This is a genomic window from Novosphingobium kalidii (assembly GCF_040534015.1).
GTDB classification, from domain to species: Bacteria; Pseudomonadota; Alphaproteobacteria; order Sphingomonadales; family Sphingomonadaceae; genus Novosphingobium; species Novosphingobium kalidii.
Window position 1 is genome coordinate 154146 of record NZ_JBEWLY010000014.1, and the last position, 13431, is coordinate 167576.

Annotated in this window: 10 protein-coding genes; 2 read left to right on the forward strand and 8 right to left on the reverse strand. The window is 60.1% G+C overall.

Going from position 1 to position 13431, the window contains the following annotated elements:
* Nucleotides 1-27 precede the first annotated feature (27 nt).
* The 3 genes from ABVV53_RS10530 to ABVV53_RS10540 all read right to left on the reverse strand — a co-directional run bounded on the left by ABVV53_RS10530 (nt 28) and on the right by ABVV53_RS10540 (nt 3185).
* Nucleotides 28-360, reverse strand: a complete 333-nt coding sequence (locus ABVV53_RS10530; RefSeq protein WP_353984383.1) for a UrcA family protein — start codon at nt 358-360, stop codon at nt 28-30.
* A 619-nt stretch (nt 361-979) separates the two neighbouring features.
* Complete coding sequence (locus tag ABVV53_RS10535; RefSeq protein ID WP_353984384.1) at nt 980-1927, reverse strand: sterol desaturase family protein; 948 nt, start codon at nt 1925-1927, stop codon at nt 980-982.
* Nucleotides 1928-2246: 319 nt separating this feature from the next.
* Entirely contained in the window at nt 2247-3185 is a 939-nt protein-coding gene (locus ABVV53_RS10540; RefSeq protein WP_353984385.1) for a LysR family transcriptional regulator, read from the reverse strand.
* 636 nt (nt 3186-3821) lie between these two features.
* Here ABVV53_RS10540 and ABVV53_RS10545 point away from each other — a divergent pair.
* A complete protein-coding gene (locus ABVV53_RS10545; protein ID WP_353984386.1) occupies nt 3822-6230 on the forward strand; it encodes a TonB-dependent receptor in 2409 nt (802 codons plus the stop codon).
* Between the two features lie 86 nt (nt 6231-6316).
* Here ABVV53_RS10545 and ABVV53_RS10550 read toward each other — a convergent pair whose 3' ends face one another.
* The 3 genes from ABVV53_RS10550 to ABVV53_RS10560 all read right to left on the reverse strand — a co-directional run bounded on the left by ABVV53_RS10550 (nt 6317) and on the right by ABVV53_RS10560 (nt 10763).
* Complete coding sequence (locus tag ABVV53_RS10550) at nt 6317-7774, reverse strand: CYTH and CHAD domain-containing protein (RefSeq protein ID WP_353984387.1); 1458 nt, start codon at nt 7772-7774, stop codon at nt 6317-6319.
* Nucleotides 7775-8037: 263 nt separating this feature from the next.
* Nucleotides 8038-9705 carry an aromatic ring-hydroxylating oxygenase subunit alpha gene (locus tag ABVV53_RS10555; RefSeq protein WP_353984388.1) on the reverse strand — a complete coding sequence of 556 codons (1668 nt, stop codon included), beginning with the start codon at nt 9703-9705 and terminating at the stop codon, nt 8038-8040.
* Between the two features lie 47 nt (nt 9706-9752).
* Nucleotides 9753-10763 carry an IclR family transcriptional regulator gene (locus ABVV53_RS10560; protein WP_353984389.1) on the reverse strand — a complete coding sequence of 337 codons (1011 nt, stop codon included), beginning with the start codon at nt 10761-10763 and terminating at the stop codon, nt 9753-9755.
* A gap of 208 nt (nt 10764-10971) precedes the next feature.
* Between ABVV53_RS10560 and ABVV53_RS10565 the strand changes: the two genes are divergently transcribed.
* Complete coding sequence (locus ABVV53_RS10565) at nt 10972-11769, forward strand: helix-turn-helix domain-containing protein (RefSeq protein ID WP_353984390.1); 798 nt, start codon at nt 10972-10974, stop codon at nt 11767-11769.
* Here the strand turns inward: ABVV53_RS10565 and ABVV53_RS10570 are convergent.
* The gene (locus tag ABVV53_RS10570; RefSeq protein WP_353984391.1) at nt 11743-12600 is read right to left on the reverse strand and encodes an alpha/beta hydrolase; all 858 of its coding nucleotides are present in this window, start codon (nt 12598-12600) and stop codon (nt 11743-11745) included. The genes ABVV53_RS10565 and ABVV53_RS10570 overlap by 27 nt on opposite strands.
* A 3-nt stretch (nt 12601-12603) precedes the next feature.
* Nucleotides 12604-13422, reverse strand: coding sequence for an SDR family NAD(P)-dependent oxidoreductase (locus ABVV53_RS10575; RefSeq protein ID WP_353984392.1), 819 nt, complete (start codon nt 13420-13422; stop codon nt 12604-12606).
* Nucleotides 13423-13431 lie beyond the last annotated feature (9 nt).

Here is a 13431-nt window from a genome sequence, read left to right on the forward strand (position 1 = left end):
CCCGAAACCGGGCTGCCGAAAGCACCGTCAATGAATGGAGGCAAGCCGCGTGGGTGTCTCGCCCGCGGCAAGCGCAGTTCGTGCTTCGATCTGAGCCCGCACGTCTGCCAACACAGCAGCACGGCAGTCGCGCGCCTTGGCTTCCAGATCGAGATGAATGGTCGCGAGGTTCTCTCCGCAGACCGAGCGCGCAGCTTGATCCATGCGTATCGCCAGCCGCTGCTGTCCCTCAGGCGTCGAGAGGTCGAGGCCCTTGAGCTGCAGGACAGCCGTGTCTTGCGCGAAAGGATTCTCGGCGGCGCTGGCGGACGCCGACGTGGCGAGTGCAAGCGCGGCGAAGGCCACGAGGCCAGTTTTCATCATCATCTCCTGCGTTATGGGTCGGAAACCGCTCTACGGCGGCTAACCGTTTACATAGTGCTAGGCGATGAAATTGACAATTGTGAGACGATCTAATCGTCCTCCTACGCTCGATGAGCCATACTGTTACGGTACTCTGACGACGAGCGAAGCCAGACCCGTGGCATGTCCGAGAAGCCCAATCGGCAAGCTCGCTCGTTGCGACGCTTCCTGACTAGTATTCGCTTCAAGAACAGTCACTTCTATCGTCCTCGCAAATGGCGCGGACCACTCACGTACGGTCTCCACGGGTAGCCTCACACGCCACGTGAGCTTACCATCGACCGAAACGGTATGACCGTTGATCCGAACGGACGAAGCTTCATCATCGCGGCGGCCGGATACGAGCAAGCAGCTTTCGTGCCCACACGTGACGAGACGCGTACTCGGCTCGGACGCGGCGATGGCGGGAGTTGCCAGCGCGGCTCCAGCGGCAGTGAGCAGCATAAGGGCTCGCTTGCCGGCTCGGACCAGAATCATGGATGTATTTCCTCCGAAGCATTTGAGTACGTGCAGACGAGAGCGCATCTTGTACCGCTCAGCCCTTGCGGATGCCCTGAAGAGGCGCTCACGCGCGGCATCATGCAGCCTTGGAGCCACTCACAGCGCTCAGATCCTGACTGGATGGAGTGCTGTCGTTCATGGCTGTCGCGGCTATGGGCCCAGATTGATTCCGGCGTGCCTTCACTCGAGAGATCACGGGCTGGAACGGAAACACCGCCTGCTCCCAGATCGACAATCGCTTGCGATCGTCCTGGCCGACAACTGCCGCTTCGCCTTCTCTAAAAGTGCCAAACAACCTATCGAAGACAATCAGAGAGTTTCCGTAGTTGCAACGCGTACTCTCGTAATCGGTCGAGTGGTGTAGACTGTGGTTACGAATAGTTGTGAATATGAATGAATACCAGATGGGCGGGTTGGCGCGTACGTTGGCATGCGCAAAGGTGGCGATAACGTTCATCACATTAAACGCGCAGAATAAGGCGGTGTTTTCGAAGTCGAACAGTGCAACCACGCTTAAGCTGATCAGGAAGAGCTCGATCGGATTGCCCACCGCACCCTTGGCTGCGTTCAACTGGGTGATGTGATGATGCGGCGCGTGCGTCAGCCAGAAAGGCGTCCAGTTGTGCATCAGCCGGTGCATCCAGTACTGGCCGAACTCGAAAATGACGATCACTACAGCCACCTGCAGTAGGAACGGCATCCGTGTCGCCCATTCGGTGGTGATCCCAAGCGACTCTTTTGCTGCCTTCAGTGGGTCCTCTGCGAGTGTCGCTGTGAGCCAGGAGATCAAGGTAGCGCTCAACACGACGTAGAAAAGGTCTGTGAAGAACTCCCGCTTGTTCATGCGCCAGTCGGCGTGCCGCTCGAATGGAAACTCCAGAAGCAGCACCGTCGCGGTGATGAGGGATGATGTTGCGACGAGCGTCCAAGGGTTCTCAAGCAAGCTCGCAGGCCCAAAGGCCCAGAATACGATGACCAGCCCAACCATCGCGGGCGGCAACAGGTTGATGAGGGATTTGTTCATGGCAGCCCTATTTGATTCATTCAGTGAGGGGGCGAAGCCGCTGCGGTGACGAGACGCTCCTTCATGAGCATGGCTCAGCGCTCCGATCGGGCCAGCGGGGACCGATCGCTTGCCCTCGCGCGAAAACACCGAGCAGGATCAACTGGAGCCCTGCTGCACCGATGCTGGCCACGCGGTGACCGAAGGTGCGCTTGCTCTGGAGTTGAAAATGTACTTTCTCGCTCGATCGCATGCAGCACCTCGCTTCAGTACCACAAGACTGACTCAAGGCGCCTCATGCAGGCAGATGCTATTTCATGATGAAAGGCATAGATGCCAATTATGGCCCACGCTGTGCGCGGATGCGCCTGACCACCTCGTCAAGGAAGAGCTGCGTAGCCGTGTCACGCGAGGGCTCTGAGCGCGCCAGCAGGAAGATCTCGTAAGTGGGCTCCGTATCGGCGTGGAGCATCGGCCAGAGCCGCCCCTTTTTCACCTCCTCCCGAGCAGACAGGACTGGAAGAAAGCCGATGCCGACGCCGTGAACGATAAGACGGCGCGCTTCGTTGATGTCTTCTGCCATCCCGCTGACCTTGTCTCCCAGCCTGTACCTCCGGCGCAGGTGCGTGATGGCTTCTATCTCGTCTTCGCCTGTAAGGACGAACCCTTCATCCCTCAGTTCGTTCAGTCGAGTCACCTGGTAGCCAAAGAGAGGATGGCTTCGCGCACAATAGAGTTGCTGGCGCTCTGAAAGCATGGGCTCATAGACCAGGCTCGCGCGCACCGCGCTGTCATAGCCAACGCCGATCTCGACTTCCCCCTGCTCAAGAGCATCGAGAACCCGTCGCCAGGGTGATACGCGAATTTCGACATGGATGTCGGGGTTGCGGCGGTGAAAGCTGGCGATAGCCTCGTCGAATTCGTTCGAAATCAGAGCCGACACGATCTGAATACGGACGATCCCCTCGACCCGTTTGGTGGCCTGGGCAATCTGATGCGGCATCATTCGTGCCGATTCCAGCATGTCCTCACACAGCGCCATCATGGCCTTGCCCGCTGCGGTCATCTCAACGCCGTTGGCGGTACGATGCAGGAGAGTGGCTCCGACATGCTCCTCCAGGCGCTTGAGTGCGGCGCTGATGCTGGGCTGCTGCTTGTTGAGTTGTCGTGCCGCCGCTCCAATACCTCCGGCACGCACGATGTCCACGAACGTGCGCATCAGGTTCCAGTCGACGCGGCTCGCGAACTTTTTGTCGGTCAACGGACTCCTATCCTTCATACCTTGCCTCAGTCCCGACCAGCCCGCGCGAAAAGTGCTCCCTGGAGGTATCTCAGCCTCAGAGATAACGCGAAATTGGCCATGTCATAGACAGAATTGATGTCAGACATAGAATTCTCGCGTCTACCCTTATGTCGCGCAGAGTTATTACTATTATTGATATTGGTAATAATCACTCTGCATCGCAAGGTGCATATTCCGCCGGTGCTCGGGGCGCTGAGCCGCAGGTTCCGGTAATCCGATCAAGGCGATCATGGGACCGGCAGGAGATTTCGATGGTGCATAGCTCCACCTACAGCCAACTTCAGCCGGCAACCCGCACGGGGCGAGCGCGGAGCTTGAGAGCGGCTGACCCTCCGCCGCTGGCGATATTGATCTGGGCAATCGCCGCATTGAGGTGATCCCTACACCTGGCACGTCCAGGAAAGGCGTGTGTTTCACCGGCACAGTATTCCTCTGCAATCAGACGCGAGGAAGCACGACCATCGACGAAAACTCATACCGATACAGCTGAGCCAAAAAAGAGATTGGCTTCCAGTCATGCAGCTGAGCCTCGCGCACAAACCTGAAACATAGCCTGCTTTGTCCTGCGATCCGCGGGCGAGATGTACGTTATTAAAAAAGGGGGAAGCACATATGTCATGTCATGCTAAACTGAGGCTCGGGCTTCTTTCCGCAACCATCCTGGCGAGCAGCGGGCTTTCCACGCCGGCCTTTGCGCAGGAGAGCATGGCAACTAGCGGAGGTGACGACACCATCATCGTCACTGCGACGCGCCGCAACACGAGCATCTTGGAGACGCCGATCAACATTTCGGTTGTCGGCTCGGAGCAGATTGCCCGGCAGCGGATAGACGATGTGCGCGACCTTGCCGATTTCACGCCCGGCATGACCATCTCCGACACAGGACCAGGATCGACCGGATCGATCGTGCTGCGCGGCCTCAACGCCTCGGACGTGGCATCCGATGGCGCGACCTATGACGATGCCCTTGGCATCTATCTTGGAGAGGTCCCGCTTTATTACGACTTCAAGCTGCTCGACATCGCGCGTGTTGAAACACTGCTCGGCCCGCAGGGCACGCTTTACGGCATGGGGACTCTGGCGGGAGCGATCCGTTACATCCCAAATCGCCCCAACGTCAGCGAGTTTGAAGGAGAGGCGCACGGCCGCTTTTATGGCAAAAGCCATAGCGGCAAAGTCGGCTACCAGGCTGACGGCGTCATCAACGTGCCGATCGTCCGAGACCACATCGCGTTCCGCACGACAACCGGTTACTACTACGATCCGGGGTTCATCGACTATCCTCTGCTGATCCAGCAACCCGGCGTTTCACTCCCTCAGCCCGGCGGCACCGATGGAGTTTCGGATGCGGATTATGCGGCGAACCTGACCAGCCGCAAGGATCTGAATTTCGAAAAGACCTTTACCACGCGCAATCAGTTGCTGGTGCAGACCACTGAAGATCTGCGGGTGATATTCACCTACGCCTTCCAACGGACCAAGACCGATGGCGCGCAGTCCAACAGCGCCGGCGTGCTCGGAACCGGCAAATACGAGAACGCTGGCCGCTATATCGAGCCCGTGAATCGTCGCGCCCATCTCGCCAGCATGGAAATCAACGCGAACATCGCCGACATCGTGGATTTGGTCTCGACCACCGCCTATACGAACGTGAGGAACCAGTCGCAGGGCGACAACACGGACTTGCTGCTCGACCTCGACTACGACTATGAACTGTTCCCGGCTTTCTCAAGCTGGAACGAAACGGACAATCGCCGCAAACAGTTCAACCAGGAAATTCGCCTCGTGTCTCGGCACGGCGGCCCATTCAACTGGGTGCTGGGCGGCTTTTACAACGAACAGAAGCTGCATAACGATTATGCCGAGCACGTGCCTGGCCTCTCGGACTTCTACGGCGTTCCCGATAACCCCGAAGACCTCGAGTATGTCAGCTACACGAAGTCGAAAGTGACAGAAAAGGCTGTCTTCGGCGAAGGCACCTTTCGCGTGACACCCGCGTGGCAGGTTACCGCCGGCGCACGCTATTTCGAATACACTTCAAAGGTTCGGGGCTCACTGGTTCTGCCCCTCCTGGGCGATCCGCTGAGCCCTTACGAACTCAATCCTTCCGGTGGCGAGGCAAAGAAGGACGGCTGGGTCTGGAAGGTCAACACCTCCTATAATTTCACGCCGGACGTCATGGTCTATGCGACTTACAGCAAGGGATATCGCATCGGTGGTCCGAACCGTGTAGCGCCCTGCCCCGATCCCGTGCCCGAAGACCAACAGAACGCCTGCGCGCTGCCAAACGAGGTTCAGTACGGGCCGGATACCACAAAGAATGCTGAAATTGGCATTCGCGCACAAGTGTTGGACCGCAAGTTGACGCTCAACTTCAACGTGTTCCACATCAAGTGGGATGGCATTCAGGTGGACTCAGCGACCTTCTATGGCGTGACCGGCATCACGGTAAATGGCGGCGCCGCCAAGTCGCAGGGCTTTGAAGCTTCGTTCCAGTTCAGGCCTATACCGGCACTGTCTATTCAAGGCACCTACTCCTACACAGACGCCAATCTTACCGAGGATGTGCCCGGCATCATTACCATCCGGACAAATCCAGGCGATTACGATGCTCGCCCGAAATTCACCCAGCTTTCCGCACTCGACGGAGATCGATTGCCCGGTTCCGCGAAGAATTCCGGCAGCCTCGGCGCAACTTACACAACTCCGGTGATGGATGGTAACGTCGTGGCCAACTGGACGGCGACTTATCGCGGAAATGTCGTCTCCCGGATTGGATGGGATCGGGGCTATGGCGACAAGATCCCCGGTTATGTGTTGAACCGGGCTACGCTCTCCTACGAAACGGACTTTTACACCGTCAGCGTCTTCGCCAATAATATCTTCGACAAATACGCGGTTGTCTCCGTCGGCCAAGACCGGTCGCGCATCGGCATCAATGACGGTATAGCATCGCGTTATTATCGCCAAGCGGTGCTGAATCCTCGTACGGTCGGCATCGAGGCTCGCATAAAGTACTGATCAGCACAGCACGCAAGAGGCGCTCTCTACACGAATGGAGAGCGCCTCTCTTCGCAACGCACGCTGCGCGGTTCTGAAATGCGACTTTACCGCCAGAAGCGCTTGGCATCCACCAGCGCCTCGTGAGCCTCGGCGGCCTTGGCTATCAATTCGCCCTTATTCTCATTCTTGAGCAGCTTCTGCGCTTCGGCATTATCCTGAAGCCCCAGTTTGATCATTTCCTCTGGCGCTGTCGCAAGATCGTTCAACGCACCCAGATGATCCTGCAAGTCTTCTAGCGCGGAGAGGAAGCGCTTGTGCCGCCGGCGCTCGCGCTTTCTATCGAACAACCCTGCGAAGAACTCACTGGCATAACGCAATTTCTTGGCGTCCTTGCGCACTTCATGCCTAGTTTCGTCATCGGTCTCTTCAAGATCGGAGCCCCCCTTCTTCACCTTGCGGCGAAGCCGGTTGAGAGCCGATGCCGCGAACTCGCGTGCTGGCTCGTTTCGTGCCGCCTGCGTCTTCGCTGCCCTCAACCACTTACCCGCGGCGAGCCACTCCACCAGATCCAGGAAGAGGCTGCGGGTACGAGGAGAAGCCAGAGTCGCTTCAACGCTGGCATAAGCCTCTTCACGAGCCGCCTTGAGCCGTTTTCGCATCTTCCCTGCGGAAACACGGTCGACGAGAACATCGAGGTTGCGCGCATTGCCTAGTTCGCCGGCCAGCCAGCGCAGCTCATCGCGAAGGCTGGCGGCACGCTGGTCTGCCCCGATCAGCGGCTTGAAAATCGAAAATGCCGATCGCAGCCGTCGAAGCGCGACACGAGCCTGGTGCAACGCCTCGGCTGAACGCTCCTCCAGCAACACGGCTTCGTTCAAACGGAACTGCCGCAAGCATGCCTGAACGATGCGCTGAAATGCCTCGGCAGCCTTCATCTCGCCATCGAGCGCCACCGGCTCTGCTTTGAAGACCGAACGCTTGGGCCGGGTGAGCCGATACCCCCGTTCTGCCTTGCTTAGGACACCAAGCCGCAACGGAGCGGCCGCATCGAGCTTGCGGGCCAGATCGAAGAGGGCTGCGGGCCCGCCGCGTTTAAGCTCCAGTTCGATTTCACTGATGGATTCACTACTAGAGCCTGCATGGACCTGCCCGATGTCTAGAACGAGCTCAATCTCGGCATCACCCTCGTGCAATGTCCATATGGAGCGCTCCACATCGACTTCAAAGATCGGGGCGACTTCCTCCGTCCTGTCGCCAAGCATTGCCTTCAACGGCGTACTGTCGTCGATGACGGGCGCGTTGCTGCCGACCGGAGTCTCCCATTCGGAGCGCACGAACAACCCAGCCGCCAAGCCGCCGTCCGCTTTGACCGTCTGAACTCGCTTCTTTCCAGTGGCGCGAATGCGAAGCGAAAACCCGGCGCCCGCCAGAGCATGATCGGGCGTGTCATGATAAACCGCGTGGAGCAGGCGAACCTCAGGCTCGGCGGCCAGGACGTCGGAATCCTTGAGCGAAGCGACTGCGTCGCCCGCAATAGTTAATTTCAATTCCACTTCATCCATCGAAGGGGTCCTCCTCGGCGCATCTCACGTGGGACTGCGTTCCTGTCCGTTGCTCCACATAACGCCGCTACCCCGCGCAGGCTGCGACCGCCCCGCGCCTGAGCGCCCTTCACCCACCGATCAGCTTGCCAGCCCTTCTTTCCCCGCGCATTAACAAGCGTATTTGAACAGTAATCCCTTCCACAGGATAAGATGAGGTTTCACATCCGGAAGGTCGGGCCACGTTGATGGTTTATGCGGAGGACCAAGCCTTGGCTCCGGAGCTATTCGCCCTCCGCCAAGCCGAGCATTCGCTCGTACCTGTCGTGAAAGGCACGGATGATCGACTCCTGGTAGGCGGAGTAGATGACATATGGCGGCTGCTTGGTTTTGAGCCCCTTATGTACGTCAGGAACGTTCCCGCAGTCCTGATCGAAGATCCGCGCCAGAGTGCCGAGTTCGTCTGCGACGACCCACGGATCGTCAGGCTCCAGCATCCGAAGTTTGGCGGCCGGTGGCTTGGGCCTGTCCTTGGGCCAGGGAGCCAGCAGAATTGCCTCCATCAGGCTCTCATCGGGATTATTGCCGTGAGGCCGGAAGCGATAGACAATGCGCGCCCACCCGCCCCAAGGGCTGAAATTCGGGAAGAGGCTGTTGAAACTCTGCTCTCCCATCTCCGTGTCGGAAAAGTCGTCGACCTCATCCCCGATCATCACTCGCATCATTTCGCGGTTCACATCGGCGGCCATGCGGAAGGAGGCGAGAGCCTGTTCCTCGCTCATGATGATTCCGCGCTGCGCGCTCGAACCATTCGTATTGACGTGTCCGAGGCGCGACCAGTTGCCGAAGACATCGTAGCGGGTCTCGGCAAGATCGCCGCCGGCCAGCAGGAGCTGGGGATGCGTCGCAATCGAGTGGTAAGCCTCAAGGAAGGCCTCCATGATCAACTTCCAGTTGGCGCGGATCACCTTGCCGACATGGGCTTGCTTATAGCGCCTCTCCAGCCCTAGCTTGGCATAGTGCTCGATCATCGCGGGGCCGGCATACTCCTCGAAGGAGATCGCTTCGGGATCCGGGTTGATGAAGACGAAGCCACCCCAGTTGGCGACTTTCGCTTCGGGTAGCCGCGCCACGTCTTCGCGGACGCCAGGAAAATCCCACTCGCACGTGATTTCCTTCAGCGCGCCCTGGATATCCCAACTCCACCCGTGATAGGGACAACGGAACAAGGCGGCCTTCTTGCCCTCGTGATTGCACAGGCGACGGCCACGGTGGAGGCAGGCGTTGGGGAACGCCTTGAACGCGTCCTTGGCCGTGCGCACCACGATATATTCGAGCTGGCCGATGTTGTAGAGGATGTGATCTCCCACCTCGGGAATATCATCCTCGCGGCATGCCATCTGCCAGACCTTGCTCCAGAGATGCTGCATCTCCAGGTCATGATACTTGGGCTCGAAAAACCGCGCGACCGCCACCTTCTTGGGGCCGCCTGGATAGGGCGCGCTCTTTTTGTAGACCTCCGGAATACGGTCCTTGAACCGATCGTTCTCGAGGAAAAACTCCAACGGCAGATGCGCCGACGAGCGCACCCCTTCCGGCGTCTCCTTGCCGGGGTCGGGAACGTAGGGGGCGATGACCTTGGGACGCTGGGCATCCCCACCGCCGCGTCCCGGCATCATCGCAAAAGCGCTCATCGGGTTGAGATCGCCGACGGGCAGCATTGTCCAGAAAATGTCTTTCTCAGCCGGCAGCGTGGGACCGCCGATGTAGCGCAGATAATGGTAGTCGGCGCTAGTTAGGTCTCCCTCGATCCACTTTCCGTCACTCGTGAAGATGCCCCAGGTGCCTTTCGCCGGATCATCGACCCGGACCCGGCCGTCGCCCAGCTCCTGATAGATCGCGCCGCTGATAGGATGCGGTTCGCGCCGCAAAGTGCTCATATCGTCAGCCATCGTGGTCTCCCGAGTCTTATCTTCTATCGCGTTGTGCCTGCGGCGGTTCAGGCTTGTGTCTTTACCAGCGGCTTCCTGACACGACGGCTCGGCTCGGCGGGCCGAACGGAGCCGGATGCGCGTTCCCAAGGAGCGCTTCCGTTGATCTGCAGCGTGACCCGAGCGGCAGCACCTCGCAGGTGCTCGATGGCGCGCTCTACGTCGTGTCGGGACAATCCAGGCGCGAACCCACTGATAGACATCTCGTAGGCGACTTCGCCTTTGGGCGAGAATACCGGAGCGGTTATGTATGACACGCCCTGCCCTACAGCCTCAGTAGGCTCGACAAGCTGAACTTCCGCCTCTGAAATCTCGCTGACCAGTTGGGTCAGGCCCGCCCAGTAAGCCTCTTCACTTTGGAACCTGGCGGGTCGACTGGTGAAGCGCTTGAGAGCCCTGATGACCGGTCCGTCGCCTGCCATTCCGTAACCCCGGTCACGAAAGAGCTTTAAGCTCACCGCAAGCCTTTCATGAGCCTGGTCGTTTAGTGCGGCGGGCGCACGCGCCAGATAGTCCTTCTGGGTATCCTCATCCGCCCAAGCGATGAAGCTCATACCCAGTGGCGGCACAAACGGCCAGCGTTCCCCCACGCGGATGGCGGGAGCGAAGGTCGATGGGGTGCCCTCACAAGCGACCACAAGCATTTCGCTGCTGGCGATCGTCGCGGCAAGGCACTGCACCTTCAACTGAGCAGCAACGGCTCCTGCCTCTTGACGCACAAGCTCAACGTCCCTGTGCTGTGTCAGGGCAGCCTGGCCAATCGCTACCATCACCAGTCCTAATGAATAGGTCTTGTGCTTGGGATGCCGCGTTAAATAGCGAGCGTCCGACAAAGCCGTGAGCACTCTATGCGCTGATCCATTGCTCAAGTTCAGGCGTGACGCGATTTCGCCGAGCGAGAAAGACTCCGTGGGATGCGCGGCAAGGAAGTTCATAACTTCGATGACGCGAGCGTTAGGGCCTGTACTCTCTGATGATACGACCATGACGCCGCCAACCTTGAAGAATGGAATGGTCATAGGTTGTACGTTTCCACCAGGCAAGTGTTTCTTCCATATGTGGAATATCCGTGGCACTGATAGTCACCGGTTGCGCTGAATGCGGGATGCAGCGGCTGCGGCAATGTACGCTGTACCGTCGACAGTGACAGCTAAGGCAAGCAGCGGCTGCTTGGCTGCGGCTTCGCCCACGTGTAGCCATCGCGCTTCACAGCAACGGGTCTCATCGATGCTTCACGAGAACACCAAGCAACCGGGGCCTTCCGCAGTGGTGAGACGGCCGGGCGAGCGGCGCAGCCTGTCCCGCTCGGCCACGCGAGCGCTGGACGTGCTGGAGCTGTTCGGAGTGAAGGGTTGCCCGCTGCGCGCGGTGGAGATCGGCGGCATTCTGGACCTCACCCCCTCCTCTACCAACCAGATCCTGAAGACGATGGTAGACTCCGGCCATCTGGTATTCGATGCCCGACGCAAAACGTACCTGCCCTCGCCTCGCCTGACCAGGTTCAGCCGGTGGATCATCGAGCTTTACGGTTCTAACGCCCACTTGCACGACCTTCTGACAGACATTCAGCAACGCACCGGACTTGTCGCCACGGCGTCGTCGCCGAACGACTTGTTCATGCAAATCGTGGACGCAGCGATTCCCGAAGGGGCTGCCGCCGAGCGAGGGCTGCGTATCTCCATCTTTGGCTCGGCAATCGGCGCTGCGTACCTCTCCACGCTGGACGATGCCGATCTCGCCCGGCTCGCGGATCGGGCTCGCCTCGCCAAGGATCAGACCAGCGCGCTGCCTCGGCAAGTCGCCGCCGTGCGCGCCGACGGCTTTGCTCAAGGCCCCAGCTTGGACGGGCGTCTTTGGTCCGTCGCTATGGCCATGCCCAATCGTGGGTTCCATCTCCCGACCGTGATCGGGGTGGCCGGCGACTGCGCCGCTGTGCAGCGCGACATCCCCGGCCTTGTCGAGATAATGCAGCGAGCGATTGCGGAACGGTTCAGCCCGTCAGTCGAGAGCGGCGAGGAAGGATAGGGTCGCCGCCAGCACCTCGGGCGAGCCGGGCACGTCGCTGCCGCGCGTCACGGCGACATGGTCCATGCCCGCGACTTCAAGCAGCGTCGCCGACTGCGAGGCTTCGACGAGCCGGCCATGAAGCGCGCGTGCATCATCGAGCAGGACTTCCTCCTCCCCGACACTGATAAACGTCGGCGGAAAGTCGGTAAGGTCTGCGAGCAGCGGAGATGCCAGAGGATCGGTGGCAGGATGGCCTTGCAGGTACATCTGCGCCGCTTCCGTGGCCGCGTTTTTGGAGAACAGAGGGTCGGCGCTAGCGTTATTCTGGTACGATGCGCTCGACACGCTCAAGTCCAGCCACGGCGAGTGGAGGACGAGGCCTGCGATCGGGATGCCGTCTCGCGCGCACAATTGCATCAGGCTTGCGGCCAGCCCTCCACCCGCTGAATCACCGGCGACGATCAGGCGGGAGCCGCGTGAGGCTAATCGCCTCACAACCTGCATGGCATCATTCAGCGCGGCCGGAAACGGCGCTTCGGGCGACAAGCGGTAAGCGGGGCAATAGACTGTGGCGTTGCCTCCGCTTGAAAGCTTGGCGGCATAGCCGGCGCAAACTTCCGGTGCGCCCAGACGGAACCCCCCGCCGTGAAAGTGGACGATGACCGTGTCCGCGCAGTCCGACGAACCGAAGCGGATCGTGCGAATGTCGCCCACGATCTCCGTCGCCTGTCCTTCAGGCGCCGGTAGCGCTCCGCTCGCCAGAGCACCGGCCATCCCATCGCGGCGGACCTGCAGGTCTGGGGGAGCCGGATACCCTGCCCGTTCCGGAAGTGCGCTCTGCGAGGCCATGGATTAGGACTCCACTCCTATCGTCTTACCTTGTGGCGCGGGCAGCTTGGTGCTGAAACCGCCAGCGGCCATGTAGCCACCGTCCACCGCAAGCGTTTGCCCGGTGATGTAAGTCGCCATGTCCGAGAGCAAAAAGGCGACTGGGTTGGCAATCTCGTCCGTCGTGCCGCGCCGTTTCATCGGCACGTTCGCCATTCCCGCCGCCTCCCTTGCCGGGTCGCCGAGAGGGATGCGTGGGGTGACGACACCGCCGGGCGCCACGCAGTTGGCACGGATGCCGTGCGGCGCCCACTCCTGCGACATCGTGCGCACGAGATTGACCAGGCCTGCCTTGGCCGCGCCGTAGGAGCCGTGGTTCTGGGCCGAGCGCAAGCCATCGACGGACGCGATCGTCACCAGCGATCCGGGTCGACCGCGCGCGATCAGGCTGCGCGCGAATTCACGACACGCGACGAACACATAGCGCAAGTTGCGGTTGTGATCGTTATCCCAAATCTCCGTCGTCGTCTCGACAAGCGGGCTCCAGGCCGCCATGCCGATGATCGTGACCAGTCCATCGACTGGCCCGAACGTGCGTTCCACGGTGGCCATCGCCTCCACCAGCGAAGTCTCGTCGGTGACATCCGCCTGGACGGCATGAGCTCGCACGCCGAGCTTCTCGACGTCGCTCTTCACGCGCTCTGCCCGCGCGACCTCGATGTCCAGCAGCGCGAGGTCAGCGCCAAGGCTGGCGAGGAGGCGCGCGGTCGCCTCTCCCATACCCTGGCCGCCACCGATGATCAGAACGCGCCGTCCCTTGAAGCCGAACCGATCCTCTTGCATGTGTGCGCC

Excerpts from the sequence above, each read along its gene's own strand:
- ABVV53_RS10530 (WP_353984383.1), bottom strand. The coding sequence starts at position 360 with ATGAAAACTGGCCTCGTGGCCTTCGCCGCGCTTGCACTCGCCACGTCG.
- ABVV53_RS10535 (WP_353984384.1), bottom strand. The coding sequence starts at position 1,927 with ATGAACAAATCCCTCATCAACCTGTTGCCGCCCGCGATGGTTGGGCTG.
- ABVV53_RS10540 (WP_353984385.1), bottom strand. The coding sequence starts at position 3,185 with ATGAAGGATAGGAGTCCGTTGACCGACAAAAAGTTCGCGAGCCGCGTC.
- ABVV53_RS10545 (WP_353984386.1), top strand. The coding sequence starts at position 3,822 with ATGTCATGTCATGCTAAACTGAGGCTCGGGCTTCTTTCCGCAACCATC.
- ABVV53_RS10550 (WP_353984387.1), bottom strand. The coding sequence starts at position 7,774 with ATGGATGAAGTGGAATTGAAATTAACTATTGCGGGCGACGCAGTCGCT.
- ABVV53_RS10555 (WP_353984388.1), bottom strand. The coding sequence starts at position 9,705 with ATGGCTGACGATATGAGCACTTTGCGGCGCGAACCGCATCCTATCAGC.
- ABVV53_RS10560 (WP_353984389.1), bottom strand. The coding sequence starts at position 10,763 with ATGACCATTCCATTCTTCAAGGTTGGCGGCGTCATGGTCGTATCATCA.
- ABVV53_RS10565 (WP_353984390.1), top strand. The coding sequence starts at position 10,972 with ATGCTTCACGAGAACACCAAGCAACCGGGGCCTTCCGCAGTGGTGAGA.
- ABVV53_RS10570 (WP_353984391.1), bottom strand. The coding sequence starts at position 12,600 with ATGGCCTCGCAGAGCGCACTTCCGGAACGGGCAGGGTATCCGGCTCCC.
- ABVV53_RS10575 (WP_353984392.1), bottom strand. The coding sequence starts at position 13,422 with ATGCAAGAGGATCGGTTCGGCTTCAAGGGACGGCGCGTTCTGATCATC.